This window comes from Vibrio sp. MMG023, assembly GCF_021654215.1.
Lineage (GTDB): Bacteria > Pseudomonadota > Gammaproteobacteria > Enterobacterales > Vibrionaceae > Vibrio > Vibrio jasicida.
In genome coordinates this window covers 1-26,473 of the sequence record NZ_JAKFZP010000014.1, presented here as the reverse complement: position 1 = coordinate 26,473, position 26,473 = coordinate 1, and the positions used below count along the sequence as shown (strand labels likewise).

The window sequence follows — 26,473 nt, the reverse complement described above, 5'->3', positions numbered from 1 at the left end:
GCACAATTTAAAAGGAAATTTGCACTTAACGACTCGAAAAAACTCTGAATTTGTAGAAGAATGAAATGACAGACACAGGAAGGGTCAAGTAAGGAGGGTTACGATGTCAGATATTGAGAAAGTAGTCATGCGTACCCGAACGATCGAAAAACTTCTGCGTACTCAATACCACGCGGAAGGGAAAGGGTTGCATCAACTGATTACCAGTTGTGAAGAACGCTTACCGCATGATGTCGTTGCAAAACTGCGCTTTATTGCGACGGTCCGTAACAAAGTTGTCCACGAAGAGGATTATAAACTGGATGACAGAAAGGGTTTTCTTGCTGCATGCGATGCGTGTGAAAAGGAACTCACACCGAGAAGTTCACGCTTTATTTGGCGAGCTGCGATTTTGTTAATGGCCTTGATTACGCTTGCTGCACTCGGTTTTTACTACATGCATTGGGACATACTAGTTAAGCATCTGTAGACGGCAAAATTTGAATAATAAAAAAGGGACGCGAAAGCGTCCCTTTTTTATTGGAAACAGTAACTTAGTACATCATTGGCAGTGTCATTAAACCAACAACCACTGCAATCATTACCAGCCCTTGTTTTTGAGAAGAAGAAATCATAACACTACCCCTAAAATCATTGATGAACTCGATGTAAATAATATAGCACTGTTTTTGAGCTTTGATCAACTTCAAAGCGGAAAAGTTTTCAAAAAACGCACTTAACTAGGGTGTTTTTACCCTAAATTGACTAATAAAACTGTGTTTTTTGTGCTGCTCTTTAAATGTTCGACTTGTTGTTTTTGTCTTCTTTTTGTCTTTAAGTTGCTGATTTTATAGTGTTAAATATGAGTAATGTTATGATGAAATAGTGTTTCTTGTATCAGTGTGGATGTTGGTTGGCTATTTTTGCTGAATTTCTCAAAAGTTGAGAAAATTATGTTTTGTGTTAACGAGAGTCACTCTTGTAGACGTCTATTGTGCTCAACTTTTCCTATCTGATGAGAAAATCTCAATGCGATAAGGGGGTAGCTATAATCCATGCTAGTTAAGGTTGGGTTTTGATGGTTTTTCTTATCTATGCTTATTTATATCAGTTACTTATGTGTTTTTGATTGAACTTTTATACTCTCAGATTATTGGGCTAATCACGGTTTGTATTGTTGGGAGGAGGCATTTTTGCCTTTCTGAGTGGTCAGAGGTGGTGGATCTGACTTTTGTGTTGGTTATTTGCCCGTAACGGTTGTATAGCGAACAAATTGATGGTTTGTTTTTCAATTTCTGAAGGTTAGAGTTCTGATGAAATTATCGATAACAAACAGATTCAGATAGCTCAGTTCAATGATTGTGAGAAAAACGATAATCAGTAATTGAGCCAGTTACGTTTACAAAATGTTGTGATTCGCTAGCGAGATCCAACTTTCGCTGATAATGCCTTTACATCAAGATTGGTCTACCTAGACTAGCGGCGAGATTACGTGAAAGGTGTATACGGCATGTGGAGTTGGTTAGCGATAGGGCTATCAGGGTTATATTCCGTGTTGGGGGCGAGACAAGCCAATCCAACGCAGTCTCTGGCATTTAAAATCTTTACTCTGTTGTTGCTTTTGATCTTAGCGTTGACTGAAGGTGCATCTGCAGTACCTACCTACTGGATCGCTGGTGGACTGTTGGTCTCTGTATTTGCCGATACACTGCATTCCTTTAAATCTCGCAAGCCACTCTACTTTGCGGGCTACTTACTCGCTCAAATCCTTTATAGCAAATCATTTTGGGTTCAGCTCAATGGGGAAATCGTTTGGTGGTTACTCGCATTGCTGCTGGCTGCTAGTGTTGTGGCGTTCTTCTTATTGCTACCACAGCTCGATTCCATGGTTTTTCCTGTTGTGATCATGGGCATCATGTTGGTTCAGCTTGCTTGGGCGGCGGGGGAAGTTTGGTTGCAAGTACCAAGTTTTGCTAATGCGCTTGGGTTTAGTGGCACCTTAGTTATGATCTATTCAGCCTTGGCGTATGCGATACATGGTTATCGTAAACCGATGAAACATGCCTATGTTTGGGTGAGTGGCAGTTATTTCTTGGCTCATGCATTAATCGTTGCATCTATCATTTACTAATTTAGGTCAAAGTAAGCGGTCAGGTTTTGCGTAAACTAGACGGATTCAACTTAATCACTGGAGTCGATGATGACCGAGATTCATGCTCACAACTTACTTAACCTACTTCGAGAAACGCCAATGGATCGTGATGAGCTGGCAGCTCACTTTGGTACAGATGTGCGTTTCCATACCTGTAAGCTGAATGATCTAGACTTAGATGCATTGCTAGAATTCTTGCTAAAGCGCGAAAAAGTACGCGAACTGGAAGGTAAGTTTGTCGTGAATATGGCACGCGTTTGTAACCACTAAGCTGCGGCTAAAAATTGTTGATGGAGGCGAAGTATTCATTTCGTCTTCTATCATATCTTCACTGAATCACTTTGTTATACTGGCCGCCAAATTTTCAGTCGAGGCCAGAACATGGATCTTCTTTCAGCAGCGACCATGCTGTTTCTTATTATGGACCCACTCGGAAATCTTCCGATTGTGTTATCCATTCTCAAACACCTTGATGCAAAACGCCGCCGTAAGGTGCTGATCCGTGAATTACTGTTTGCCTTGATGATTCTGATGCTGTTCCTTTTTGCGGGACAAAGCATCATGAGCTTCCTCCATGTTCAACCGGAAACGCTGAGTATTTCTGGCGGGATCATTCTTTTCATCATCGCGATTAAGATGATTTTTCCAAGCGCAGGTAGCATTACTGGCCTTGCTGCAGGTGAAGAGCCGTTTATTGTGCCGATGGCGATTCCTATGATTGCTGGCCCTTCAGTGATCGCAGCGTTGCTTTTATTGTCTTCTCAGCATCCAGACAAAATCATGGAGCTGTCTGCTGCAGTGTTGATCGCTTGGGGTGCAACTTTCTTCATTTTGATGTTCTACAGTTTCTTCCATCGTATTCTTGGTGAGCGCGGTCTGAAAGCGATTGAGCGTTTGATGGGTTTACTGTTGGTGATGATCTCAACCCAGATGTTCCTCGATGGCGTGAAGAGCTACATGGGCTAAACCTCCGTCAATTTGATGAATACAAAAAAAGCCGCTCATGTGAGCGGCTTTCGTTTATTTGTCTTTTTACATCATGTGCTTCCGACGAATATCGAGAAGAGCAAAGATGCCGAATATCAAAATGGAGTACTTTTCCCAACTACTCATCTTAATCTTGTCGCCAAATGCGCCAATGAAGATTGCCATTTGCAATCCATGCATGATGAACAGAAAAGCCGTCATGATGTACAACGCAATGGCCGCTTTGCCAGGGAAGGGCATAAAGAAGTTGAGGATCAATATGAACCAGACGAAGGCGATGGCTGCTTTAGCCAGTATCAATAATGCTTTCATTTAACTATCCTTTTAAATTGGGGCTTTAAGCTGATGTGCGTTCATACAGACGGTAACTGACCTGGCCTGCGGTTTTCTCTCGGTGCAGTCGCCAGTTGTCAGGAAGCCCAGCAATACTTAGCTCTTTTTCAGTTTCAATATAAATCATCGCATCTTCTGCAAGCCAGCCGTTTTGCTCTAGCAAGGTCACGGTTTCATCCAATAAGCCTTTGCGAAACGGCGGATCAATGAATACTACGTGATGCGGTGTACCTGGTTGCTTTAAAAAGCTCAGTGCGTCGGTGTTGACGACTTTAATGTTGCTAGTATTCAACGAGGCAACATTTTTCTGCAATTGCTGAAACGCTTGTGGGTTCAGTTCCACCATCGTCACTTTGTCTGCTTGGCGAGAAGCTGACTCAAAGCCTAAACCACCAGAACCTGCGAATAGGTCGAGACATTTCGCTTGCGGCACATCTTGCGCTAACCAGTTAAATAGGGTTTCTTTCACACGATCCGTGGTTGGGCGTAATCCTTCTGCATCATGAACAGGGAGTTTTCGACCTCTCCATAAACCACTAATAATGCGAACAAAGCCCGTTGTTGGCTTTTTTTGTGATGAGTTTTGCTGGCGACGTCTTACCATAGATTTTTTGACCGCTAATAAAGTGATACTATATCCAATCGCCCAAGCTTTGAGCTTGGATATAGCCCAGAATATTCAAGATGACAGAGTGTAACACTAATAAGATTAGATTCACCTAATTGGAAAGTTTTCACAACTTTGTCATTAGCCTTTTCTGTAAAGATAATAATCTTGTCAGAAAAGAGTCATTAATAGATAAGAGCACAATCTAGGATAGCCCCAGATGACGGAAAAAAAGAAGCGCGGATTACTTTCGTGGCTAGGTTTTGGTGATGAAGAACAGACCCAAAAACCGACAACAGATGAATCAGTAAAAGAAGAAGCAGAAGCAGTAGAAGCGCCAGCTGGTGAGCAACTGCCGGTGGAAGAGGCTGCCGAACAAGCAGAAGAGAAAACCACACTTGAAGAAGAGCCGGAGAAGGTTGAACCTGTCTTAGCAGAAGCAGAAGCAGAAGCAGAAGAACCACAAGTACCGGTTGCGCCTCGTGTTCAAGAACAAGAAAAACCAACGGAGAGCTTTTTTGCTCGCCTTAAGCGCAGCCTAAGTCGCACGAAGGCAAACATTGGTGCGGGTTTCTTCGGTTTGTTCAGCGGTAAAAAAATCGATGAAGACCTTTTCGAAGAATTAGAAGAACAGCTGCTTATCGCTGACGTGGGTATGAACACCACGACGAAAATTATCAATAACTTGACCGAAAAAGCGTCACGCGGAGATTTGAAGGACGGCGAAGCACTCTACGGCCTGTTAAAAGAAGAGATGGCAGAAATTCTAGCGAAAGTAGAACAGCCACTTGAAATTGATAGCAGCAAAACCCCTTACGTTATCTTGATGGTTGGCGTTAACGGCGTCGGTAAAACAACCACAATCGGTAAGCTGGCGAAGCAGTTCCAAAGCCAAGGTAAGAAAGTCATGCTGGCGGCGGGTGACACCTTCCGTGCTGCAGCGGTTGAACAGCTACAAGTATGGGGCGAGCGTAACAACGTTCCTGTGATTGCTCAGCACACTGGCGCAGACAGTGCTTCGGTTATCTATGATGCGATTGAAGCGGCAAAAGCGCGTGGCGTCGATGTGGTGATTGCCGATACCGCAGGTCGTCTACAAAATAAAGCTAACCTGATGGAAGAGCTGCGTAAGATTGTTCGTGTCATGAAGAAGATTGATGACTCTGCACCACATGAGATCATGCTGACGCTAGACGCAGGCACCGGGCAAAATGCCATTAGCCAAGCGAAACTTTTCAGTGATGTTGCCCCTCTAACCGGGATTACATTGACTAAGCTGGATGGAACAGCGAAAGGTGGCGTTATCTTCGCTCTTGCTGATCAGTTCGAAATTCCAATTCGCTACATTGGTGTTGGTGAAGGTATCGAAGACTTGCGTCCATTTGAAACTCAAGAGTTCATTGACGCTCTGTTTAGTCGTGAAGAGTAATTAGAGTTAGAGGAAATCAACGGTGATCAAATTTCAGCAGGTAAGTAAAGCTTACCGAGGTGGGCGACAGGCATTACAAAAAGTCGACTTTCACCTTCGACGCGGAGAAATGGCTTTTTTAGGCGGGCATTCCGGTGCAGGTAAAAGTACCTTGCTGAAACTGATATGTGCGATAGAACGTCCTACTGATGGCAAAATCCATTTTAATGGTCATGACATCACACGTATTTCTAACAAAGACATTCCGTTTTTGCGCCGCAATATCGGGATTGTTTTCCAAGATCATCGCTTATTGATGGATCGCAGCGTGTTCGATAATGTCGCGCTGCCGATGCGCATTGAATCGATTTCTGAAAATGAAATCAAACGTCGTGTTTCTGCGGCGCTAGATAAAACGGGCTTGCTCGATAAAGCCCGTTGCTTGCCAAGTCAACTATCAGGTGGTGAGCAACAACGTGTAGGTATTGCACGCGCTGTCGTTAATCGACCAACGCTGCTAGTGGCGGATGAACCAACCGGTAACCTTGATCCAGAACTGTCCAACCGTGTGTTGCGATTGTTCGAAGAATTTAATCGTGCTGGCGTGACGATTCTCCTAGCGACGCACGATATCGGGTTAGTAAACACTCGCCCACAATATCGTCATTTCGAATTGAACCAAGGCTTCCTAAGTGAGGTAGAAGACTATGGTAGGTAACAAGCGCACCCAAAAGAAAGGGAAAGGTCGCAGTGCCAAGCGTGCTAATACCGATGGTTTTTTCTCTGTTCATATCAAACAAGCTAAATCTTCTTTCGGCGCATTATGGCGTCGTCCTTTAGGTAACATTCTGACCTTGGCTGTTATCTCCATGGCGTTAGCAATGCCAGCTTGTTTGTATTTGTTAGGTAAGAATGTGGCTGGTGCAGCACAAGATGTTGCATCACCATCGCAAGTGAGTGCCTACTTAGTCGAAGGGATGCCTGACGCGCGCGTTATGGTGCTCAAAGATCAGATTGAAACATGGCCTTCTGTAAAAGAGGTGGAATATATTTCTCCGCAACAAGGTCTATCTGATTTAAGCCAGTACGCAGGGTTTGACCAAGCGCTAAGCCTATTAAGTGGTTATGCCTTGCCTGGCGTGTTGGTGATTACGCCTGATTCAGAACAAAAAAGCGCAATTCAGTCGCTTGCTAAACAAGTTCGTGAGCAACAAGACGTGACAGATGTTCGACTAGATGAAGATTGGTTGGCACGGCTTGATGCGATAAAAACCCTTGCTGGCATTATTGTCATTACCCTGACAGTGCTGATGTTGGGTGCTGTATTTTTAATCGTCGGCAATACATTGCGCTTTAATGTGTTGGCAAACAAAGAAGAGATTCAGACAATGAAGCTGATTGGTGCGACCGACAGTTTCATTCTTCGTCCTTACTTATACACTGGCATGTGGTTTGGTGTGCTTGGGGCGACCATTGCATGGTTAGTGACGGCATTGATTACGGTTGTCATGAATAACGCAGTTGAGCAATTGGCATCGTTATATGATAGCCAATTTCGTTTGATTGGCTTGAATTGGGATGAATCTCTACTGTTGATCATCACTGGTAGCTTGCTAGGTTGTATCGCCGCGCGCTTTTCAGCGCAGCGTCACTTGAAAGAAATTGAACCAGTTTAGGTGATAAGGGTCTTATACTTGGAATTTATTAGCACAAGCTAATTTTTACCCCTTGTATAGACCATTTGTTTATGGATAATTACTCGCCCTTCTTGAAACTTGTTCATTTTGAGTTCAAGATGGCCAAGCTAAATTGCAATGTAATGCTCCAGATCAGAGATTGATGAGGAATTGAATGACAAAAGAAGCGTATCCGATGGCTCTAGTCACGCAAGATAGCCTTGATAGCTATATTCGTTCTGTAAACAGCTACCCAATGCTGACACCAGACGAAGAGCGTGGGCTGGCAGAACGATTACACTACAACGGTGAGATAGATGCGGCGAAAGGCCTGATTTTGTCACACCTACGATTCGTTGTTCACGTTGCTCGTGGCTACTCAGGCTACGGCTTGCCAATGGCAGACCTAGTTCAAGAGGGCAACATCGGTCTTATGAAAGCGGTCAAGCGTTTCAACCCAGAAGTGGGTGTGCGTTTGGTGTCTTTCGCTGTTCACTGGATCAAAGCAGAAATCCATGAATACGTGCTACGTAACTGGCGTATCGTGAAGATTGCGACAACCAAAGCGCAGCGTAAACTGTTCTTCAACCTACGTAAGTCTAAGAAGCGCTTAGGCTGGTTTAACAACGGTGAAGTAGAAACAGTAGCACGTGAGCTAGGTGTTGAGCCTTCAGAAGTACGAGAAATGGAATCCCGTCTAGCGGCAGTGGACTCAACGTTCGATATGCCAATGGATGATGACGACAGTTCAAATTCGTACACAGCACCAATGGTGTACCTAGAAGACAAATCATCTGATGTTGCCGATAACATTGAAGCAGCAAACTGGGAAACACACACCAATAACCGTCTAGGCCATGCGCTTGCAAGTCTGGATGAGCGCAGTCAACGTATTGTTCGTTCTCGTTGGTTAGACGATGAGAAAGCAACACTGCAAGACCTTGCTGATGAGTTTGGTGTTTCTGCTGAGCGTATTCGCCAGCTAGAAAAGAACGCGATGAAGAAATTGAAACTTGCTGTTGGTGAGTTCTAACTTTCGCTTCTAATCTCAAGTAAGATTTTCATAGAAAGCCGAGATCATGTGATCTCGGCTTTTTTATTTTCGATCAAAAATAGACAGCGTTTGCGATCTAATTTATCTGTGCTACCTGTGTATAACTCTGTGAAGTAATTATTCATCAACTGTTCGAAAGCCGGACAAAATAAGGCTTTGAAGCGGTTTTTGGTTTGGGGATAGTTGTGAATATACACACAGTTAGATCAAGATCATTACTACATATTGTGGATCAAATGATCCAAATACACTTTATCAACGCAATTCACAGATTTATCCACAAACGGTGCGAATATGTACAGCGTTTAATGCCCTGACTATCTCTGTGTCTAAGTTTGGCTTTGGATAGGTTACAATGGCGTCAATAACGAAAACGACATAGAGAAAGTAAATGGACCAGTTTCAACATATCGATGTACAAGGCGCTCAAGCATTGCTCGAACAAGGTGAAGCAAAGCTTGTTGATATTCGTGACCCACAATCTTTTGCTGTGGCGCATGCCGAGTCCGCTTTTCATCTGACTAATGATTCGATCGTTCCTTTCATGAACGATGTGGAATTTGAACAACCAATCCTAGTGATGTGCTACCACGGCATTAGTAGTCAAGGTGCGGCGCAATATTTGGTTAACCAAGGCTTCGAACAGGTGTACTCTGTGGATGGTGGCTTTGAAGCCTGGCAACGAGCAGAACTACCGATAGTGAGAAGTTAATGAAGAGATTGGTAACGTTAAATAATCCACGTATGGCGCAAGCCTTCATTGATTACATGGCATCGCGCAAGATAGATATCCAGATGATGCCAGAAGGTGAAGGGCAGTTTGCACTTTGGCTGGCGGACGCACAGCATGAAATTGAAGTCGAAGCAGAACTAAAGCAGTTTTTAGCGAATCCCTCTGCTTCGAAATACAGCGCCGCCTCGTGGGACGTTGCCGATACTCGTAAGAGTAAATTCCATTATTCCAGCCCGAGCATCATGGGCATGGTGAAAGCCAAAGCGGGCCCCGTGACCTTATTGATCATGGCCGTTTGTACGATTATCTACTTTTTGCAGATGTTCGGTTTTGGTGATGGCGTGTTTGCTCTGCTCCATTTCCCAGCTTTCGAAGGACAACAATGGCAGCTCTGGCGTTGGGTTAGTCATGCACTGCTGCACTTCTCTGTTACCCATATTGTGTTCAACCTCTTGTGGTGGTGGCAATTGGGCGGGGATATCGAGCGCCGTTTGAGTTCTGGTAAGTTACTGCAAATCTTCTTTATCTCTGCGGCACTATCTGGTGCGGGGCAGTTTTATGTGGAAGGGGCAAACTTCGGTGGTTTATCTGGTGTGGTTTATGCGCTGCTTGGTTACTTGTGGATCCTTGGTTACCGTTGCCCACATCTCGGTTTAACACTGCCTAAACCTATTATTGGCTTTATGTTGGTGTGGCTAGTGCTTGGTTTTGTTCAGCCATTTATGGCGATTGCTAATACGGCACACTTGGTGGGTTTGCTTTCAGGTATGGCGATTGCGCTGTTTGATTCCGGTAAGCAGAAATACCAACAAGCCTCCTGAGTTATTGATTTATAGATACCAACAAAAAAGACCGCCAATTGGCGGTCTTTTGTTTATCTGTCTTTCATTTATCGATATGAGTTCGTCAGCTTTAGCTGTTCACACTATTGATAAAGGTATTTGGTAAACAGCAAATCAGCAATGATGGTTTTGCCAGTCTCTGGCAGCAAGGTCTCGTTAAGCTCTTTCACTAGAGTTTTGCGCAGATCTTCACGGCCAGACAAAGACTTAATCGTATCTTCTGTTTGCTTGCCTAGAAGCTCAATCACCGCATCGCGGATCAGTGGTTGGTGATGTTCTACAACCGCAAGGTCCTGTTGGCTCATGACCATGATGTCGATACGTACTTGCACATAACCCAGTTTATTGCCTTTGGTGTAGAAGTTTGTGGTCAAATCGGGTTCTAGCGTGAAGTAGGCTAACTTAGGTGCAGCTTCTTCTGATTCAGCCCAACTTGGTGCTGAAATAAGCAGACTTAGCGCGAAAATAATTTGGGCTACATAACGTTTGTACATATTTCTAACTTTTCTTTCTCTGGATCGCGATATTCGAATCGCTTCAGTCTTGGTACAATAGACCGTCTAAAACAAATAACGGAACTTACAGTTTCAATAAGACGGTAAGTTGTTGCTTTATTGTACGCATAAAGCCACCAATTGAATACTAGTATGAATCAGCCGATATCACTATATCTTACTTCTTTATTGGAAGTAGAGTGGCAAAACCCCGAAGAATTTGAATTCCCTAACGAATTCGCCAAGCATTGGCTTGAAGAACAGGGCTCTTTGTCACGTCGTTTAGGTCAGCACTGCCAACGTTTAACGGTGGAATTGCTGCATAATCAGATCGTCACTGCTAAGACGTTAAAACAGGATGAGAGCCAGCTATTGTCTGAGCAAGATTGCCTATTGAGAGAGGTGATTTTATGTGGAGACAATACGGATTGGGTCATTGGACGCACGCTTATCCCACGTACAACTTTGGTCGATCAGCAATATGACTTGGCTCAGCAAGGTGATATCCCGCTGGGCTTAACAGTATTTAGCGCTGACAATGTCGAGCGTGACGCATTACAGATGGGCTGGGTAAATCTACCTCATGGCCGTTTTTTGGCGCGTCGCTCACGATTGTGGATGAATCACAAGCCGATGTTGGTTGCCGAGGTTTTCTTACCTAATTCACCAGTTTACGCTAAGGAGAAGGTGTAAATGTCCGCAGAAAAAGCCAAAGCATATTGGCAACTGATGCGAATGGATCGTCCAATTGGCTCACTATTGCTCTTGTGGCCAACAGTCTGGGCGCTTGTCATCGCCGCTCAAGGCATGCCTAGTTGGAACGTTCTGATTGTTTTTGTGCTGGGCGTATTTCTGATGCGCAGTGCAGGATGCGTGATTAATGATTTTGCTGACCGTAAGGTTGACGGCCATGTAAAGCGCACCAAGCAACGCCCATTACCCTCAGGTAAGGTGACATCAAAAGAGGCCATTGGCCTGTTTTTAGTATTAGGTGTGAGTTCTTTCTTACTCGTCCTCACCATGAACCCACTAACGATTCAACTTTCGTTTGCGGGCATCTTCTTAGCCTTCATCTACCCATTCATGAAGCGTTATACCCACTTACCACAACTATTTTTAGGCTTAGCATTTAGCTGGGCAATCCCGATGGCATGGGCAGCACAAACTGGTGAACTGCCTTGGATTGTATGGTTTGTCTTTGCGATTAACGCACTGTGGACTATTGCTTATGATACCCAATATGCAATGGTTGACCGCGATGACGATTTGAAGATTGGCATCAAATCAACGGCGATTTTGTTTGGTCGTCACGATAAGTTGGTGGTTGGGATCTTACAGCTCATTACGCTGGCAATGTTGGTGTTGTTAGGCCAACACTATGAACTTGGTCAAAGTTACTATTGGATGATTTTGGTGGCCGCTTCGTTGTTTGTTTACCAACAGCATTTGATTCGTCATCGCGATCGCGATTTATGTTTTAAAGCTTTCCTCAACAATAATTATGTTGGAATGGTGGTCGCTCTTGGGTTGTTTATCGCATTTTGGTAAGCGCTCAGAAAACGCTCTGTTATCAGTCCTGATATGAAAAAGGCATCCAATTGGATGCCTTTTCTGTTTGTATCAAGGTTCTGCTATTTATGCATGAAGTTGGTGGATGCTCTCTTCGATGGTGAGCTTCACTTCTGGATAAAGTAGAACAAACAGCAGTTTGGCAAATTGCTGTGTCTTTTCGAGGTCACAGTTACCATCACAATCTAAGTACTGTTGTTCTTTCAATGTATTGAACATTGCAGTGAAAACACCTTTGTCGAAGAACTCTGGCGCGTTAATACCGTGTAAACGACCCAAACGCTGTGCAATGTCTTGGCTCTTCTGTTCAAGGTCAGATTTGCCAAGTTCTTGGTCTGCAACGAGCAGGTTCATTGCAATTGAGTAGCGTTGCAGTGTTTCGGTGATAGTACGGCCCAACAATACCAAGGATTGGTTGTTTGACTGGTTGATTTCCAGTTTATCGCCGTCTTGGCAAACCATCTTCTGCTCAATGAACTCGTTCAACGTCTTAACCACAAGCTCATTCAAATCCTCTTCCTTATAGCTTAAGAACAGCTCTTTCTTCAGGAACGGGTAGATTTGAGCAACGTTCTCTTGAATCTTTTCTACGGTCACGTTGCGCTGACGAATGATCATCTGAGCAATCAATGAAGGTAGAGCGAACAAGTGAATGATGTTGTTGCGGTAGTAAGTCATCAGAATCGACTGGCTACGATCCAGCGAAATGATGTCACCCATGGTGTCGGTTTCAATCACAAACTTATCAAGTGAGATAGCGTGATCCACCAACTCTTCAGCCGTTTCTGTTGGAATTGTTGAAGTGTTTGAATATGGGTTGTTCTTAAGTAACTTCAGGTAGCATTCAATCTGGTTGATCAGAGAGTCACGAGATAATGCACGCTGACGAGAAGCCAACAGCGCGGTCGCACATAGAGTTAGAGCGTTAGTCGCAGCCGCATCGTTAATGTGCGTCATCATCTTGTTTGCCAGACCGTTCACCACTGGGTTCATCCATTGTGGTTTACTGCCGCCCATGCGATCGATGTCTTTCGTCCACTCAGGAGCGTGTTCATTCAGGTATTGGTTTAGCTGAATCGGCTCACCGAAGTTCACGTAACCAAGACCAAAGTTGCGCAGCTTACGTAGAGTACGCAACACAAGGCCTGCGTTCTCTTTCTCTTTACGCGAACCACGCAGCTCTTTGGCGTAAGTACCCACTTCCATTACGTGTTCGTAACCGATGTACACAGGCACTAACGTTACTGGACGGTTTAGACCGCGTAGCATGGCTTGAATCGTCATTGCCAACATACCGGTTTTTGCTTGCAGCAGACGACCAGTACGTGAACGACCACCTTCACTGAAGTACTCAACCGAGTAGCCTTTAGCAAACAGCTCTGATAGGTACTCACGGAAAATCGTGGAGTACAGCTTGTTGCCTTTAAAGCTACGACGAATAAAGAACGCACCACCACGACGGAAGATTGGGCCCGCAGGGAAGAAGTTCAGGTTAATACCAGCAGCAATGTGCGGCGGCACCATACCTTCATGGTACAAAACGTAAGAAAGCAGCAGGTAGTCCATGTGACTGCGGTGACATGGTACATACACGATCTCATGGCCATCTTGCGCTAGACGACGAACGGTCGAAGCGTTGTTGATGTGCAGACCTTGGTACAGCTTCGTCCACAACCAGCCAAGAATACGATCGCCGTTTTTCACCAAACCGTACGAGAAGTCCGCTGCAATTTCATCCATGATGCTGTGCGCTTCTTTGCGCGCTTTTTCAATCGAGATGTCTTTGCTTTGTGCTTCGTCTTCAATCGCTTTTTCAATCGCAGGGGATTTCATTAGACGTGCGAACAACACTTGGCGTTGTGGCAAGTTCGGCCCCGAGGCGGCAAGCTTTTGACGAGAGAAGTGAATACGAGCCACGCGCGCCAGCTTATGCGCAATGGCGCTGTCTGTACCGTGAGAATCCGCCATGTAGCGCAGTGATACTACGGGGCTAAAACGCACCAAACAGTCACGACCAGCACCCATTACCGCTTTCGCTTTTTGTGGCCCATTCATTGGTTGAAGGTACGGTTTGTGGTTTTCTTCTTTACCAGGCTTACGACCCCAAAGTACGGTGGCAGGGATCATTTGTACGTCTAATTCACTATCGAGCTGGTGCAGCTCAAGTAGTTCAGTAAATAGAGAGACTGATTCGCTCGGTACATCATTATCATTGCTCATCACTGTTGGACGTGAAGCAATAAATACGTAGCGAGTAAGGGTTTTGCCATTAATTTCTAGCGGACTGAGTGGGTCAGGTAGACCAAGACTCATCGCTTGTTTTTGTAATGTCAGCAAATCCACGTTCGAACGAAATGGTAAGGCATAAACAATTGGCTTCGTTAGATCGATGTTGAGATCATCAATCGGGTTCGATGGAATTGTGGTGCCCTTTACCATTACCGATAAAGGTAGTTTTAGTAATGAACGTGAAAATGATTGTCCAGAAGACATAAAGTTCACAGCCTCAATAGGTATTCAAACAAGCCTAACCTTATTTCAGTGTCCGCTTCCTTTTCATCAACAGGAAAAGAAATAGGTACGGCTATAGAAATAAGCCTAGGCGATAAATTTTAAGCGCTGCAAGGATAACAGAAACTGGTCAAACCTTTTAATTTTATTGAGTGGAAATTAGTCGAACCCATAGGTTGTTGCTTTCTTTAGACTAAGGAAATCTTTGCTGTTTAAAACGCTAGTTAACTTGAGGTTTGTGGTGGCGTTCATAAAGCGTCGGAAATAAATTAAAAAACAACCAATTGGGTTTTCATTTGTTCATTTACTGGATATACTCACAGTTAACTGTATAAAAAGACAGGTGACATATGAAGCCGTTAACGCCACGCCAACAACAAGTCTTCGATTTGATTAAAAGCAAAATCGAAGACACCGGAATGCCACCAACTCGTGCAGAGATTGCGCGTGAGCTTGGCTTCCGTTCTGCGAATGCCGCGGAAGAACACCTAAAAGCGCTTGCTCGTAAACAAGCGATTGAAATTATCCCAGGCGCATCTCGCGGGATCCGAATCCTACTTGAAGATGCTGCAAACGACGATCAAGGTCTGCCTTTGATTGGTCAAGTTGCTGCTGGTGAGCCGATTTTGGCTCAAGAGCATGTGGAGTCTCACTACCAAGTGGATCCTGCTATGTTCAAACCCAAAGCAGACTTCTTACTTCGCGTAAACGGCGAAAGTATGAGAGACATCGGTATCATGGACGGCGATTTGCTGGCTGTGCATAAAACTCAAGACGTACGCGACGGTCAAGTTGTGGTTGCGCGTGTTGATGATGATGTGACAGTGAAGCGTCTAGAGCGTAAAGGCTCTACAGTACTTCTGCACGCAGAGAACGAAGAGTTTTCACCAATTCAAGTTGATCTAACATCGCAACACTTGACGATCGAAGGTCTAGCAGTGGGTATCATCCGTAACACTGACTGGATGTAGGTTTCTTACCTCAAGCATTCTAATAAAGCCCAGCGCTCTGCTGGGCTTTATGTTTTCTGCGCTTTCTTTCCCATTTTGATTTTCTTCAAAGCATATTTCTTTTCTTCCAAGCATAGTTACGCTCGCACTGATTCAGAGCGTTTGGCTGTTGCGTTAAAACTTGCAAGTGATATTGAGATTTATTATCATCTAGTTCTATTTAACCATTTTCTTTTCGGCGCAAGGAAATGCCCATGTCCAAGCCTCAACATCACGTACCTAATCATCTGTTGAAACCGTTGTTTTTGCGTAGCCGCGAAAGCTTGGTCGATAACGGCTTGGTGTACGATCCGATCGCTGCAAAAGCGTGCTTGAGCTGCAAAATGGCACCAGATTGCATCAGTGGCGACGTCGATCAGAAGCAGCTGCTGCACGTGACTTTAACTCAGTTGTGCGATCAGCAGGTCAGTCACTTTCTTCAACAACACTCAGACGCTTGGATCATCAACGTAGGTGCGGGCTTAGATACGCGCTTCTACCGTTTGGACAATGGTCGTTGTCATTGGATTGAACTGGATGTCACCGAGAATCTGGTTTGGCGTCAGCGATTGTTCCACAAAAACGAACGTTACGAGCATCGTTGCGGCAGCGTAGAAGACATGAGCTGGTTAGACGAGGTGCGCATTCCTGAAAAAGCACCAGTACTGATCCTGTGTGAGATGGCTTTACTCGATTGCGATGAATCGCGCGTTGCGACCTTTATTCAGACATTGGGTCGTCATTTCGTTTCGGCAGAAGTGTGTATGGTGCTTGCCGGCGACCTAACTGAAAGTAAATGGGGCCAAAAACTTGGCTCGGACACTTATGCTCACGGTTTTGAAGCTCCGGCAGAGCAAGTCTTGCATTGGTTACCATGGGCACAATGGGTAAAAGCCTTCTCACCATTCGACCGATTCTGTTCACGTTGGAAAGCATGGCAACGTTGGCTGAATAAAATCCCAATGTTAAAGCATCGCCTCACGCCAGTCCTCGTTCACATCAAGTGGTAATTGGCTAGGCACGAGGGTCTGTTTACCTTTTGCGGTTAAATTTTGTTCGAGATAAAAGCGTTTTAATCGCGACGATAGGTTAGCTGCCTAGTCACTCTAAGCAATGACCTATCAACAAAGAGTAAAGCGCTTTTAGTGGGGGCGCCCAGCTCGAACCCTTTGGCAGCTTTGTGGCTCTCCTGTACTGAGTTGCTGTATTTCAAACTTTTTTCTTTTTTTGAGTGAATAGTAAGAACCCACAAATAGCTGCAAAAATAAGCTCTAAAGGTCAACAGACCCTTAGTACTCAGGTACACTCGCTGATCTAAACAACGAGGTGCCTGTGACAAACTCTATCTTCTCTCCTTTATCGAATCCTCAAGTACATCGCCAAGTGTTAGCGCTCGCTATCCCTATGGTGCTTTCGAATATTACTGTTCCACTATTGGGCTTGGTTGACGCTGCGGTGATCGGTCACCTTGAACACGCTTGGTATCTCGGCGGTGTTGCGCTTGGTAGCACCATGATCAGCGTGACGTTTTGGTTGCTTGGTTTCTTACGTATGTCGACTACAGGGTTGGCGGCGCAGTCTTATGGCGGTGAAGACCGAAAACAACTCGCTTTGGTGCTTATGCAAGGCTCACTAATGGCATTGTTGTTTGCGTTGGTCTTTCTTATTGCTCATAACCCAATCGCGGACCTGATCTTTGGTTGGAGTGATGCCAGTGCTGAAGTGAAGCACTACGGCATGCAATATTTCTCTATCCGCGTATGGAGTGCACCTGCTGCACTGATGAACTTTGTTTTGTTGGGTTGGCTGCTTGGAACACAAAATTCCAAAGCACCAATGTGGATGGTGATCATCACCAACGTGACCAACATCGCGCTCGATTTACTGTTTGTGATTGGCTTGGGCTGGAAAGTAGAAGGTGCAGCGCTAGCGTCGGTGATTGCTGATTACTCAGGTATGGCGTTTGGCTTGATGTGTGTGTGGAAAACATGGCGTGCACGTCAGTTACCATCTCCTAAGAGCCTGCTAACCGATACTCAACATGGGCTAGGGCGGTTCGTAAAACTCAATCGCGATATCTTCTTACGCTCGCTCTGTTTACAAGCCACGTTCAGCTTTATGACTTTTCAAGGTGCGAGTTTTGGTGATGATGTAGTTGCGGCTAATGCGGTATTGATGAGTTTCTTGATGATGATTTCCTATGGCATGGACGGTTTCGCTTACGCCATGGAAGCCATGGTTGGCAAAGCGATTGGCGCCAAAGACCGAGCGCAACTCAGTGCTTCGCTGATTGGTACTTTCTTTTGGAGCCTGATCATCTGTTTAGGTTTGACAGCGGTATTTGGTTTGGCGGGATCGCACTTGATCGCCATGATCACTTCGATTGACGCGGTGCAGCAGCAAGCTTCGGTATATTTACCATGGCTGGTGGTCATGCCATTGGCATCGATGTGGTGCTTCCTGTTTGATGGCATTTTTGTTGGTGCCACCAAAGGTAAAGACATGCGAAACAGTATGTTTGTGGCGACTTGCTGTTTCTTCGCGATATTCTTTTTGTTCTCTGGCTGGCAAAACCATGCGCTATGGTTTGCGATGACCAGTTTCATGGCAATGCGAGGGGTTGGACTCGGCGCTATCTTTTTCTATCAATGGCGCAAGGGACGCTTTCTTGTCTAGTTACACATAAAAAAACAGCAGGTCGAGACCTGCTGTTTTAGCTTTTGGATCATGGCAACCCAATTGAATTAGAATAATCGGTTCAAACCGTTCAGTGCCGCTACGCGATAGGCTTCTGCCATCGTCGGGTAGTTAAAGGTGGTATTGACGAAGTATTCAATCGTATTGGCTTCACCTTTTTGTTCCATGATGGCCTGACCGATGTGGATGATTTCCGCAGCGCGCTCACCAAAGCAGTGAATACCAAGAATCTCTTTGGTTTCACGATGGAAGAGGATTTTCAAGCTGCCGATGTCTTTACCTGCAATCTGTGCACGAGCGAGATGTTTGAACGAAGATCGTCCCACTTCGTAAGGCACTTTCGCCGCAGTCAGTTCTTGTTCGGTTTTACCCACTGAGCTGATTTCTGGAATGGTGTAGATACCTGTTGGGATGTCATCAATCAGATTGCCGTCAGCTTGTCCTTTAGTGATGGCTTGTGCCACGAAACGACCTTGGTCATACGCTGCACTCGCTAGGCTAGGGTAGCCAATCACATCACCGACTGCGTAGATGTGTTCCACTTCTGTACGGTAGTTACCATCTACTTTGAGTTGTCCGCGTGAATCACCTTCAAGTCCAACCGCAGGTAAGTTGAGTTTGTCTGTGTTACCCGTTCGACCGTTAGCATACAGTAGGCAATCGGCTTTCATCTTCTTACCCGATTGAAGATGTACGATAACGCCATCTTCGGTGCCTTCAATTTTCTCGAATGTTTCATCGTTACGAATTACCACGCCGCTGTTCCAGAAGTGGTAAGACAATGCATCTGAGACTTCGTTATCTAAGAAAGAGAGCAGACGGTCGCGAGTGTTAATCAAGTCGGTCTTCACGCCTAAACCGCGGAAAATAGATGCGTATTCACAGCCAATCACGCCCGCACCGTAAATGATGATGTGGCGAGGGTCGTGTTTCAGACTCAGGATGGAGTCGCTGTCGTAGATGCGTTCGTGCAAGAAGTCGACGTCGTTCGGTTGGTAAGGGCGGGAGCCCGTGGCGATGACGAACTTATCTGCCGAATAGATTTCTTCTGTCCCGTCACTTTGCATCACGGCAATGGAGTAATTATCGATAAAACGCGCAGTGCCGAATAATAACGAACATGAGTTGCGATCATAAAAGCCCTGACGAAGTCGCGTTTGCTTGTCGATGACCGATTTTGCGTGGCCTAAAATGTCAGAAAATGTTGCATGAAGGCTGGTGTTATTACGACAGAATAGCGGGTTGCTATTGAATTCAATGATTCGGCTAACGGCGTGACGCAATGCTTTAGATGGTATGGTTCCCCAGTGCGTACAACCGCCACCAACACTGCTTTCCTTTTCTACGATGGCAACATTTAGGCCTGCTTTGGTTAACCCCATTGCCGCCCCTTCTCCGCCCGGGCCACTACCAATTACGATCACGTCATAGTGATTAGCATGCGCCATGATGTCTTCCTTGTTATATTTGTTTAACATTGCTGTAGCGGGATTTTAACTCATTTACTCTAGGAGGAACATGTTATGCCGACTAGAGAGTGGAAGTGATCACGCAGAATCAACCAAAAGAACGAATTGGTATGTTGCATGTCTACTATTTGGATGGAGAGGATTGCAATTGGATGCATGCCAGTAGTAACGTGCTCGCCGCTTATTGGCAGACAACGTTACTTTATACGTGGGGTCGATATGCGTTATATTGAGGTTCTTGTACCCGATAGAAAAAGAGCAAGTTTAAGAATGAAATCGATGGGAATCCGCGCGCAGCAAAAAGAAAAAACACGTCGATCACTGATCGATGCGGCATTTAATCAACTCAGTGCGGACCGCAGCTTTTCTAATCTCAGCTTGCGAGAAGTCGCCCGAGAGGCTGGAATTGCGCCAACTTCTTTTTATCGTCACTTCAAAGACATGGATGAGCTTGGCTTAACCATGGTAGATGAAGGCGGTTTGTTGTTACGCCAGCTAATGCGCCAAGCGCGTCAGCGTATTGTCAAAGAAGGCAGTGTGATTCGAACTTCGGTTGAAACCTTCATGGAATTCATTGAAAGTAGTCCTAACGTATTCCGCTTATTGTTGCGTGAGCGCTCTGGCACTTCTTCTGAATTTCGTACTGCCGTCGCTCGAGAAATCCAGCATTTTGCGGCAGAATTAACCGAGTATTTAATAAGCACTGGCATGACCAAAGAAGAAGCGTTTACTCAAGCAGAAGCGTCAGTCACTTTGGTATTCAGTTCTGGTGCTGAAGTTTTAGATTTAGATCGACGCGAGCGCGATGAACTCGCCGAGCGATTGATCATGCAATTGCGAATGATAGCCAAAGGGGCCTATTGGTATCGCAAAGAACGTGAACGTAACCGATTAAAAGGCGGGATAGAATAATGTCGAATGGAAATAAATCTGAAAAGAAAACGCTGATTTTGGCACTGGTTGCAGGTATGTGTGGTGATGCTTTATTGTCATGGTTGACCATGAGTGAAGTATCTTTCTCAATCTTCCCTTTGATTGCACTCGTGCTAGCAGTACAGGCGCTTTACCAAGAATACCTTAACAACCCTGTATCAGAAGATATCCCGCTAGTTGGTTTGGCGTGTTTCTTTGTTGGTGCATTTGGCCACTCTGCTTTCATCAAAGCACAATACCCAGAAGCCGGCTCTAACTTCTTCGCGATTCTGGTTTCAATGATTCTGTTGGCTTGGGTTGGTAAAAAGCTGGGCTTTATGGAGAAGAAAGCTTCTGCTGAATAAGCAAAACAAATTCAATAAAAAGCGAGCCAATGAGCTCGCTTTTTTTGTATTTGACGCTGGTGGATTACGCTTTACGTTCTAGTAAAACGCCCGCTTCCATATGGTGTGTGTAAGGGAACTGGTCAAACAGAGCAAAACGAGTCACGTTGTGCGTTTCACATAGAATGTCCAAGTTCTCTTTCAAAGTATCAGGATTACAAGAGATGTACATGATGCGCTCGTAACCTTGCACCATCTTACAAGTGTCGACATCCATACCTGAGCGTGGTGGATCGACAAAAATCGTGTTGCAGTTGTAGCTCTTTAGATCCACTCCTGCATCTTGTAGGCGGCGGAATTCACGTTTACCTTCGATTGCTTGAGTAAATTCTTCTGCTGATAGACGTAGGATTTGTACGTTATCAATCTCATTTGCTGCGATGTTGTATTGCGCAGAAACCACAGATGGCTTCGCCAATTCAGTTGCAAGAACGCGGTCGAAGTTTTGTGCCAGCGCCAGAGAGAAGTTACCGTTACCACAGTAAAGCTCTAGTAAGTCGCCAGTGCTTTCTTGAGTGCAGTCGACCGCCCATTCCAGCATCTTCTCTGCTACTTTGCCGTTTGGCTGTGTGAAGCTATTTTCAACCTGCTGGTAAATGTAGCTTTGACCGTTTACGTCCAGCTTTTCGATCACGTAGTCGCGGTCTAAGACAATCTTCATCTTACGAGCACGACCAATGATGTTTAGGTTGAAGCCTTCATCATTTAAACGTTGCTTAAGTGCTTTTGCGTTTTCAATCCACTCTTCATCAAGTTGGCGATGGTAAAGCAGTGAAACCAGAATCTCGCCACTTAAGGTCGATAGAAAATCCACTTGGAACAGCTTGCGACGCAAGGATTCATTATCTTTCATCGCATCCACTAAGAGTGGCATTAGGTCGTTGATCAGACGGCTAGCTGCTGGGAATTGGTCTACTCGATATTTCTCACGAGTTTCCTGATCGAACATGATGTAGTACAGGTCTTCACCTTCATGCCAAACACGAAACTCAGCACGCATACGGTAATGCTGCTCTGGTGATTCAAACACTTCCAGCTCTGGCACGTTGTATGGCGCGAACATATCCGTGAGACGTTCGACTTTTTCAGCCAGTTGTTCTTGGTAGCGTTGTGGATTTACATCAAGAGTAGCCATGATCTTACCTTTTATGGTGCATTCAATTTTAGAGCGCAGATTTTATTCAATCTCAACAGTATGTCCAGTTTTGTACTCTATTTGGTTTAAAGATAGTGTGTTCTGTGTCAGTTGATACGCAAATGAACCAAAACGTTACAATTGTTAGGGCTAATATTGGCTGGACAAATAATCAATAGCTTAATAGTATTTGCCCCAAGCTGGTGCTATCTAGCAATCTAGATGGCTGAAATGGGAATCTGGTGAGAATCCAGAACTGACGCGCAGCGGTAAAAGAGAACGAACGCTCATCAAGACACTGCATTAGTTTATGTGGGAAGTCGAGCAATTAGGTGGTACTGCCATGCTCTTGAGTCCGAATACCTGCCAGCAACTGAGCCACAGCACTGGACTACTTAAAACGAGTAGGGCTCGGTAGGAATTACGCGAATTAGGACAATACAATGAGAAAAACGTTTCTTGCGATCACGTGTGCATCGCTGCTTTCACCTACCTTTTATTTACAGGCCCAAGAAGCCTCTGCAGACGAAACGGTTGTGGTTACCGCAAACCGATTCCAGCAAATTGATGGTGCGGTTCTCGCACAAACCGTTACGGTAACTAAAGAAGATATTGAGCGCCTGCAAGCAAACAGTCTGTTTGATGTGTTCCGTACACTACCGAGTGTTGAAGTTGCTCAGTACGGTGGACGTGGTCAATCTGCCTCTATTTATGTGCGAGGTGGTAGCTCATCCCAAGTTCTTGTTTTAGTCGACGGTGTGCGCATGCCACGCGCGATAATGGGCGGCGTCGATTTTAATCAGTTTCCAATCAATTCTATTGAACGTATCGACTACATTCGTGGTGCGCGTGCTTCTATTTATGGCTCAGAAGCGATTTCTGGCGTAATCAACATTATTACTCGTGCAAACATTGATAGTGATGCAAGTCGTGTGACCGCAGGTTATGGTTCGGACAATCATAAAAAAGGAACGTTTGTTGTCTCTAAGCCAGTCGGTGAAGGTAAACACTTTAAGGGCGTATTAGGCTACGAGAAAACCGATGGTTTCAATGTGAAGCCGTTGCCGGGTGTGAATGATGGCGATGAGCACGGCTTTGAAACGCTCAACCTAAAACTAGGCTACCAACAAAACTTCTCTGATAACTTATCAGGCTACGTTGGTCTGAGTGCTTACAATAATGAATATGACTACGACAACAGTAGTTATGGTAATCCTGCATGGGGCACGGTTGATAAGCACGAGAAGAAAACTGGTGAAGTAGAGTATGTCGGCGCCGATCTGTCGTTGGAATACAACAAAGACGTGTACTCATCTGAGTTGAAATTGGCTTACGGCCAACAAGACAACTATGACCATAAATCAGGTCAAAGCAAATCAACCGGCGATCACGTTGCTATTGAGCAGTTCAATGCGATTTGGTTGAACTCGTACAGCGTAAACGAAGAGCTGAGCGTTGGTGGTGGTTTGGACTACCGCACAGAAAAGTTAACCAAAGGTTATATTGCCCCAAGTGATTGGGGACCTGCTAAAGATTACGACCCAGAAAAGAACCCAAGAACCAATTTTGGTGCTAGCGCAATTGCTCAATATGCGTATGACGTATGGACGTTAGAAGCGAGCGTACGTAACGATGAAAACAACCAATTTGGCAACAACACCACTTGGCAAACTGCTGCGGGTTGGACGTTTTATCAAGGTTATGAATTAACGCTAAGCCACGGTACAGCTTTCCGAGCTCCGAGCTTTGTTGATTTGTATTATCCAGGTTACGAAATGCCAAATCTAAAACCTGAAGAATCAGAAAATACCGAGCTGTCACTATCGGGAGCTGTATCGATCCTTGATTGGACGGTAACGGGTTACTACAACCAAATTGAGAACATGCTAATTTGGGAAGGTGCGGGCATGCAAAATGTCGGCGAAGCAGAAATCAAAGGTGTAGAACTAGAGGTGAAATTCGATACAGATATCGTTTCTCATGAGTTTTACTTAGATTACAAAGATCCAGTCGATAAATCTGGTGCAGAAGATACTCAACTGGCATACCGCGCCAAGCGTGGTGCCAAGTGGAATGCTTACGCGACGTTTGACCAATGGACATTGGGCTCACAGTACCTTTACCAAGGTGAACGTTTTAATGGCAGTACAAGATTATCGAGTTACAGCCTATGGAACTTCACCGCTTCTTACGCGGTGAACCAAAACTGGGATGTTAATGCGAAGCTAAGTAATGCCTTCGATAAAGATTACGAGATGTACTCAGGTTACGCGACGCCGGGGCGTCAGTACTTTGTCTCGGCGGACTACCGCTTCTAATCGAATCCAACAAGACCGCCACATCGGCGGTCTTTCTTATTGTGAACAAAGAAGCTGGTGTAAATCGGTAACGAGGCAAGTAAATGACAAAGGCAAAACGTGTTGTGATTAGCTGGTCGAGTGGTAAAGACTCCACGTTAACGTTAGAGCGTCTAAACGAAAATCCGCATTATCAGGTGGTTGGCTTGTACACAACTTATGTTGATAAAGAAGTACCTTTCCAAGCAACGCCACTTGAGGTTGTGCAAATGCAGGCGGACTTACTTGGTCTTTCGCTCATTACCATCGAGCTGCCTGAAGTATTCCCGAGTAACGACATTTATCAATCGACCATCGTTCATGCATTGGAAAATAGTGGACTGAATGTAGAAGCTGTCGCGTTTGGTGATATGTTCTGCAATGGTATAGCTGATTATCGACGTAGCTATATTGAGCCTGCCGGTTGGGAATGTGTATTCCCATTACTGGGGGAAGAGAGCAAGGCATTGGCATTTGAAATTGTCGAGCGTGGTATTCAAACCATGCTAATCACCACCGATGGAGAAGTATTACCGTCGGAGTGGTGTGGACGTTGGTATGACAAAGCGCTGATTGAGTCATTACCCGGTCATATTGACCCCTGCGGGGAAAATGGTGAATTCCATACATTGGTGACATCAACGCCATCATTTCAAGGACATATAGAATTGACTAAGCTTGAAGTGGAAATAGGGGAGCGATTCAGCCATCAAAGATACCAAGCCAAAGCATTGCCAAAACAAATCTAACCAGTATGATCGCCGAGTCTCTAATTTGCAGGTAAGACTCGTGCGAGCATCAAGTAAGAAAAAAGTCCTAGTGTTTGACTCCGGTGTTGGAGGGCTATCGGTCTTTCAAGAAATCCACCGACTTCTTCCACACATGGATTACTTGTATCTATTCGACAACGAAGCTTATCCATATGGCGAGCTCGATCAAGATGTACTGATCACTCGTGTCAATCAGCTAGTGGCGGCATTGGTGGAAGAGCATCAAGCCGATATCGTGGTTATTGCGTGCAATACGGCAAGTACCATTGTGCTGCCTTCCTTGCGCGCTAATCTATCCATTCCAGTGGTTGGAGTGGTCCCAGCAATAAAGCCTGCTTCTTTACTTGCCTCTCTAGGTGTCGGGCTCATTGCTACGCCAGCGACCGTCACTCGTCAGTATACTCATGAGCTAATTCGTGATTTTGCTCAAGGAAAACCTGTTGAATTGTTAGGTTCTACTCGCTTAGTGGATATGGCGGAAGAAAAGCTGCGCGGGGAAAGTATCTCTTTAGTAGAACTCGAAAGCATTCTTCTACCGCTACGCAATAAAGTGGATGTTGCAGTACTTGGCTGTACTCACTTTCCTTTGATTAAAGATGAAATCAATCAAGCGTTAGGTGGAGAAGTCACGCTAGTTGATTCTGGTGAAGCGATTGCTCGTCGAGTAAAAGCGTTACTCATGAGTGATATGAAGCAAGAGAGTAAAGAGGAAGGGAGCAAGAAAATTTATGCCAGTGCACCTCCTTGGCAAGAAGATGCACTGAATATCTGTCTGGCAGAACTAGGTTTTAATCCTGTTCAAGTTTACCGCCATCCGGATGTTTAGGGTCGTTAGCAATTCGAACTTTCAGAGTTCGCTCCATATATTCCTTTTCATTGAGTTTCGCGATAGCAGGTTTGGCATCAGCCGCGGCCATCACGACAAAACCAAACCCTCTTCTTTTACCGGTGCGTTTGTCTTTCATTAAGCGCACCGCATAAACCTGCCCATACTCCGCAAACAAATCACGAACGTGACTCTCATTTGCTTTATAAGGCAAGTTGCCGACATACAGCGTTTTGGTCGAAGGATCGGAATCAGAAGGTTGAATAACAGGTGTCTTGCTAGAAAGTGAAAACAGAAAAGCAGTAGCGACAACACCAATAACAAAGCTCAAGGCTGGTGGAACCGGTAATTGAGAGAAGATAACTCCCCCGATAACCGCTAACCCAGCACACAAGGTCAGATTTTTTTTAGACGTCATTTTGATTACTACATATAGATGATAAAGAAATTGTCTGTCTATTAACAAAGTAGACACATGGATCTTACGTATATGGTTGGTGTTTTTCCAACCAATTGCTGTGATATGTCTCAAATGTGACGAAGAAATATGCAGATATAACGCATTTGATGGATAAGTGAGCGCTTGAATT

Annotated in this window: 27 protein-coding genes and 1 riboswitch; of the genes, 20 read left to right on the top strand and 7 right to left on the bottom strand. The window is 45.0% G+C overall.

From position 1 onward, the window contains the following. The first annotated feature begins 103 nt into the window (after positions 1-103). The 4 genes from L1076_RS25335 (at position 104) to L1076_RS25320 (ending at position 3,097) form a co-directional block, all read left to right on the top strand. The gene (locus L1076_RS25335) at positions 104-469 is read left to right on the top strand and encodes a hypothetical protein (protein ID WP_005430355.1); all 366 of its coding nucleotides are present in this window, start codon (positions 104-106) and stop codon (positions 467-469) included. Between the two features lie 1,020 nt (positions 470-1,489). Beyond that, on the top strand, positions 1,490-2,110 hold the full coding sequence (locus L1076_RS25330) for a lysoplasmalogenase (RefSeq protein ID WP_038872542.1): 621 nt from the start codon (positions 1,490-1,492) through the stop codon (positions 2,108-2,110). A gap of 69 nt (positions 2,111-2,179) precedes the next feature. Next, positions 2,180-2,401: a YecH family metal-binding protein gene (locus L1076_RS25325; RefSeq protein WP_038872544.1), complete on the top strand. Its 222-nt coding sequence runs from the start codon at positions 2,180-2,182 to the stop codon at positions 2,399-2,401. Positions 2,402-2,512: 111 nt separating this feature from the next. Then, complete coding sequence (locus tag L1076_RS25320) at positions 2,513-3,097, top strand: YhgN family NAAT transporter (RefSeq protein ID WP_237304703.1); 585 nt, start codon at positions 2,513-2,515, stop codon at positions 3,095-3,097. 66 nt (positions 3,098-3,163) lie between these two features. Here the strand turns inward: L1076_RS25320 and L1076_RS25315 are convergent, their stop codons facing one another. Then, positions 3,164-3,430, bottom strand: a complete 267-nt coding sequence (locus L1076_RS25315) for a DUF1145 domain-containing protein (RefSeq protein WP_038872549.1) — start codon at positions 3,428-3,430, stop codon at positions 3,164-3,166. Between the two features lie 25 nt (positions 3,431-3,455). Further along, the gene (rsmD, locus tag L1076_RS25310) at positions 3,456-4,055 is read right to left on the bottom strand and encodes a 16S rRNA (guanine(966)-N(2))-methyltransferase RsmD (protein WP_054757201.1); all 600 of its coding nucleotides are present in this window, start codon (positions 4,053-4,055) and stop codon (positions 3,456-3,458) included. Between the two features lie 223 nt (positions 4,056-4,278). Here rsmD and ftsY point away from each other — a divergent pair, with 223 nt between their 5' ends. The 6 genes from ftsY (at position 4,279) to glpG (ending at position 9,750) form a co-directional block, all read left to right on the top strand. Next, the gene (ftsY, locus tag L1076_RS25305) at positions 4,279-5,487 is read left to right on the top strand and encodes a signal recognition particle-docking protein FtsY (RefSeq protein ID WP_237304702.1); all 1,209 of its coding nucleotides are present in this window, start codon (positions 4,279-4,281) and stop codon (positions 5,485-5,487) included. 22 nt (positions 5,488-5,509) lie between these two features. After that, a complete protein-coding gene (gene ftsE / locus L1076_RS25300) occupies positions 5,510-6,184 on the top strand; it encodes a cell division ATP-binding protein FtsE (protein WP_005535654.1) in 675 nt (224 codons plus the stop codon). Continuing rightward, on the top strand, positions 6,174-7,142 hold the full coding sequence (gene ftsX, locus L1076_RS25295) for a permease-like cell division protein FtsX (RefSeq protein WP_038872556.1): 969 nt from the start codon (positions 6,174-6,176) through the stop codon (positions 7,140-7,142). The genes ftsE and ftsX overlap by 11 nt, the downstream gene beginning before the upstream one ends. 175 nt (positions 7,143-7,317) lie before the next feature. Further along, positions 7,318-8,175, top strand: coding sequence for an RNA polymerase sigma factor RpoH (gene rpoH, locus L1076_RS25290; RefSeq protein WP_038872559.1), 858 nt, complete (start codon positions 7,318-7,320; stop codon positions 8,173-8,175). A 412-nt stretch (positions 8,176-8,587) separates the two neighbouring features. Next, positions 8,588-8,908: a thiosulfate sulfurtransferase GlpE gene (gene glpE, locus L1076_RS25285; RefSeq protein WP_009701354.1), complete on the top strand. Its 321-nt coding sequence runs from the start codon at positions 8,588-8,590 to the stop codon at positions 8,906-8,908. After that, a complete protein-coding gene (gene glpG, locus L1076_RS25280; RefSeq protein ID WP_237304701.1) occupies positions 8,908-9,750 on the top strand; it encodes a rhomboid family intramembrane serine protease GlpG in 843 nt (280 codons plus the stop codon). The genes glpE and glpG overlap by 1 nt, the downstream gene beginning before the upstream one ends. Positions 9,751-9,854: 104 nt before the next feature. Here glpG and L1076_RS25275 read toward each other — a convergent pair whose 3' ends face one another. Next, on the bottom strand, positions 9,855-10,265 hold the full coding sequence (locus tag L1076_RS25275; protein WP_005438495.1) for a flagellar basal body-associated protein FliL: 411 nt from the start codon (positions 10,263-10,265) through the stop codon (positions 9,855-9,857). 153 nt (positions 10,266-10,418) lie between these two features. Here L1076_RS25275 and L1076_RS25270 point away from each other — a divergent pair, with 153 nt between their 5' ends. Together L1076_RS25270 and ubiA are read left to right on the top strand one after the other, a co-directional pair. Continuing rightward, positions 10,419-10,958 (top strand): chorismate lyase, encoded by a 540-nt coding sequence (locus L1076_RS25270; RefSeq protein ID WP_038872568.1) that lies wholly within the window; start codon positions 10,419-10,421, stop codon positions 10,956-10,958. Next, the gene (gene ubiA, locus L1076_RS25265; RefSeq protein WP_038872570.1) at positions 10,959-11,813 is read left to right on the top strand and encodes a 4-hydroxybenzoate octaprenyltransferase; all 855 of its coding nucleotides are present in this window, start codon (positions 10,959-10,961) and stop codon (positions 11,811-11,813) included. It abuts the gene before it with no gap. An 87-nt stretch (positions 11,814-11,900) separates the two neighbouring features. On the opposite strand, the gene plsB is transcribed toward ubiA, so the two are convergent. Beyond that, positions 11,901-14,327 (bottom strand): glycerol-3-phosphate 1-O-acyltransferase PlsB, encoded by a 2,427-nt coding sequence (gene plsB / locus L1076_RS25260; protein ID WP_038874565.1) that lies wholly within the window; start codon positions 14,325-14,327, stop codon positions 11,901-11,903. A 368-nt stretch (positions 14,328-14,695) separates the two neighbouring features. On the opposite strand from plsB, the gene lexA reads away from it, so the two are divergent. The 3 genes from lexA to dinF all read left to right on the top strand — a co-directional run bounded on the left by lexA (position 14,696) and on the right by dinF (position 18,010). After that, positions 14,696-15,316 carry a transcriptional repressor LexA gene (gene lexA / locus L1076_RS25255; protein ID WP_038872575.1) on the top strand — a complete coding sequence of 207 codons (621 nt, stop codon included), beginning with the start codon at positions 14,696-14,698 and terminating at the stop codon, positions 15,314-15,316. 233 nt (positions 15,317-15,549) lie between these two features. Next, a complete protein-coding gene (locus L1076_RS25250; protein WP_038874562.1) occupies positions 15,550-16,344 on the top strand; it encodes a class I SAM-dependent methyltransferase in 795 nt (264 codons plus the stop codon). Between the two features lie 322 nt (positions 16,345-16,666). Next, positions 16,667-18,010, top strand: coding sequence for an MATE family efflux transporter DinF (gene dinF / locus L1076_RS25245; protein ID WP_237304700.1), 1,344 nt, complete (start codon positions 16,667-16,669; stop codon positions 18,008-18,010). A 68-nt stretch (positions 18,011-18,078) separates the two neighbouring features. Here dinF and sthA read toward each other — a convergent pair whose 3' ends face one another. Continuing rightward, positions 18,079-19,509 carry a Si-specific NAD(P)(+) transhydrogenase gene (gene sthA, locus L1076_RS25240; protein WP_080869724.1) on the bottom strand — a complete coding sequence of 477 codons (1,431 nt, stop codon included), beginning with the start codon at positions 19,507-19,509 and terminating at the stop codon, positions 18,079-18,081. Positions 19,510-19,770: 261 nt separating this feature from the next. Between sthA and fabR the strand changes: the two genes are divergently transcribed. Both fabR and L1076_RS25230 read left to right on the top strand, forming a co-directional pair. Beyond that, positions 19,771-20,412 (top strand): HTH-type transcriptional repressor FabR, encoded by a 642-nt coding sequence (gene fabR / locus L1076_RS25235; RefSeq protein ID WP_010444457.1) that lies wholly within the window; start codon positions 19,771-19,773, stop codon positions 20,410-20,412. Beyond that, on the top strand, positions 20,412-20,777 hold the full coding sequence (locus L1076_RS25230; protein WP_038872582.1) for a YijD family membrane protein: 366 nt from the start codon (positions 20,412-20,414) through the stop codon (positions 20,775-20,777). The genes fabR and L1076_RS25230 overlap by 1 nt, the downstream gene beginning before the upstream one ends. Positions 20,778-20,841: 64 nt before the next feature. On the opposite strand, the gene trmA is transcribed toward L1076_RS25230, so the two are convergent. Then, positions 20,842-21,951, bottom strand: coding sequence for a tRNA (uridine(54)-C5)-methyltransferase TrmA (gene trmA / locus L1076_RS25225; protein WP_038872585.1), 1,110 nt, complete (start codon positions 21,949-21,951; stop codon positions 20,842-20,844). Positions 21,952-22,135: 184 nt separating this feature from the next. Beyond that, positions 22,136-22,337, top strand: a riboswitch (cobalamin riboswitch). Positions 22,338-22,394: 57 nt separating this feature from the next. On the opposite strand from trmA, the gene L1076_RS25220 reads away from it, so the two are divergent. The 3 genes from L1076_RS25220 (at position 22,395) to murI (ending at position 25,883) form a co-directional block, all read left to right on the top strand. Beyond that, positions 22,395-24,269, top strand: coding sequence for a TonB-dependent receptor (locus tag L1076_RS25220; RefSeq protein WP_237304699.1), 1,875 nt, complete (start codon positions 22,395-22,397; stop codon positions 24,267-24,269). Positions 24,270-24,352: 83 nt separating this feature from the next. Further along, positions 24,353-25,036: an ATPase gene (locus tag L1076_RS25215; RefSeq protein WP_038882250.1), complete on the top strand. Its 684-nt coding sequence runs from the start codon at positions 24,353-24,355 to the stop codon at positions 25,034-25,036. A gap of 40 nt (positions 25,037-25,076) precedes the next feature. Then, positions 25,077-25,883, top strand: a complete 807-nt coding sequence (gene murI / locus L1076_RS25210) for a glutamate racemase (RefSeq protein ID WP_038882251.1) — start codon at positions 25,077-25,079, stop codon at positions 25,881-25,883. Here the strand turns inward: murI and L1076_RS25205 are convergent. After that, positions 25,846-26,301 carry an RNA-binding protein gene (locus tag L1076_RS25205; RefSeq protein ID WP_038873069.1) on the bottom strand — a complete coding sequence of 152 codons (456 nt, stop codon included), beginning with the start codon at positions 26,299-26,301 and terminating at the stop codon, positions 25,846-25,848. The two genes, murI and L1076_RS25205, sit on opposite strands and share 38 nt — an antisense overlap. Positions 26,302-26,473 lie beyond the last annotated feature (172 nt).

Excerpts from the sequence above, each read along its gene's own strand:
- L1076_RS25335 (WP_005430355.1), top strand. The coding sequence starts at position 104 with ATGTCAGATATTGAGAAAGTAGTCATGCGTACCCGAACGATCGAAAAA.
- L1076_RS25330 (WP_038872542.1), top strand. The coding sequence starts at position 1,490 with ATGTGGAGTTGGTTAGCGATAGGGCTATCAGGGTTATATTCCGTGTTG.
- L1076_RS25325 (WP_038872544.1), top strand. The coding sequence starts at position 2,180 with ATGACCGAGATTCATGCTCACAACTTACTTAACCTACTTCGAGAAACG.
- L1076_RS25320 (WP_237304703.1), top strand. The coding sequence starts at position 2,513 with ATGGATCTTCTTTCAGCAGCGACCATGCTGTTTCTTATTATGGACCCA.
- L1076_RS25315 (WP_038872549.1), bottom strand. The coding sequence starts at position 3,430 with ATGAAAGCATTATTGATACTGGCTAAAGCAGCCATCGCCTTCGTCTGG.
- rsmD (WP_054757201.1), bottom strand. The coding sequence starts at position 4,055 with ATGGTAAGACGTCGCCAGCAAAACTCATCACAAAAAAAGCCAACAACG.
- ftsY (WP_237304702.1), top strand. The coding sequence starts at position 4,279 with ATGACGGAAAAAAAGAAGCGCGGATTACTTTCGTGGCTAGGTTTTGGT.
- ftsX (WP_038872556.1), top strand. The coding sequence starts at position 6,174 with ATGGTAGGTAACAAGCGCACCCAAAAGAAAGGGAAAGGTCGCAGTGCC.
- rpoH (WP_038872559.1), top strand. The coding sequence starts at position 7,318 with ATGACAAAAGAAGCGTATCCGATGGCTCTAGTCACGCAAGATAGCCTT.
- glpE (WP_009701354.1), top strand. The coding sequence starts at position 8,588 with ATGGACCAGTTTCAACATATCGATGTACAAGGCGCTCAAGCATTGCTC.
- glpG (WP_237304701.1), top strand. The coding sequence starts at position 8,908 with ATGAAGAGATTGGTAACGTTAAATAATCCACGTATGGCGCAAGCCTTC.
- L1076_RS25275 (WP_005438495.1), bottom strand. The coding sequence starts at position 10,265 with ATGTACAAACGTTATGTAGCCCAAATTATTTTCGCGCTAAGTCTGCTT.
- L1076_RS25270 (WP_038872568.1), top strand. The coding sequence starts at position 10,419 with ATGAATCAGCCGATATCACTATATCTTACTTCTTTATTGGAAGTAGAG.
- ubiA (WP_038872570.1), top strand. The coding sequence starts at position 10,959 with ATGTCCGCAGAAAAAGCCAAAGCATATTGGCAACTGATGCGAATGGAT.
- plsB (WP_038874565.1), bottom strand. The coding sequence starts at position 14,327 with ATGTCTTCTGGACAATCATTTTCACGTTCATTACTAAAACTACCTTTA.
- lexA (WP_038872575.1), top strand. The coding sequence starts at position 14,696 with ATGAAGCCGTTAACGCCACGCCAACAACAAGTCTTCGATTTGATTAAA.
- L1076_RS25250 (WP_038874562.1), top strand. The coding sequence starts at position 15,550 with ATGTCCAAGCCTCAACATCACGTACCTAATCATCTGTTGAAACCGTTG.
- sthA (WP_080869724.1), bottom strand. The coding sequence starts at position 19,509 with ATGTTAAACAAATATAACAAGGAAGACATCATGGCGCATGCTAATCAC.
- fabR (WP_010444457.1), top strand. The coding sequence starts at position 19,771 with ATGAAATCGATGGGAATCCGCGCGCAGCAAAAAGAAAAAACACGTCGA.
- L1076_RS25230 (WP_038872582.1), top strand. The coding sequence starts at position 20,412 with ATGTCGAATGGAAATAAATCTGAAAAGAAAACGCTGATTTTGGCACTG.
- trmA (WP_038872585.1), bottom strand. The coding sequence starts at position 21,951 with ATGGCTACTCTTGATGTAAATCCACAACGCTACCAAGAACAACTGGCT.
- L1076_RS25220 (WP_237304699.1), top strand. The coding sequence starts at position 22,395 with ATGAGAAAAACGTTTCTTGCGATCACGTGTGCATCGCTGCTTTCACCT.
- L1076_RS25215 (WP_038882250.1), top strand. The coding sequence starts at position 24,353 with ATGACAAAGGCAAAACGTGTTGTGATTAGCTGGTCGAGTGGTAAAGAC.
- L1076_RS25205 (WP_038873069.1), bottom strand. The coding sequence starts at position 26,301 with ATGACGTCTAAAAAAAATCTGACCTTGTGTGCTGGGTTAGCGGTTATC.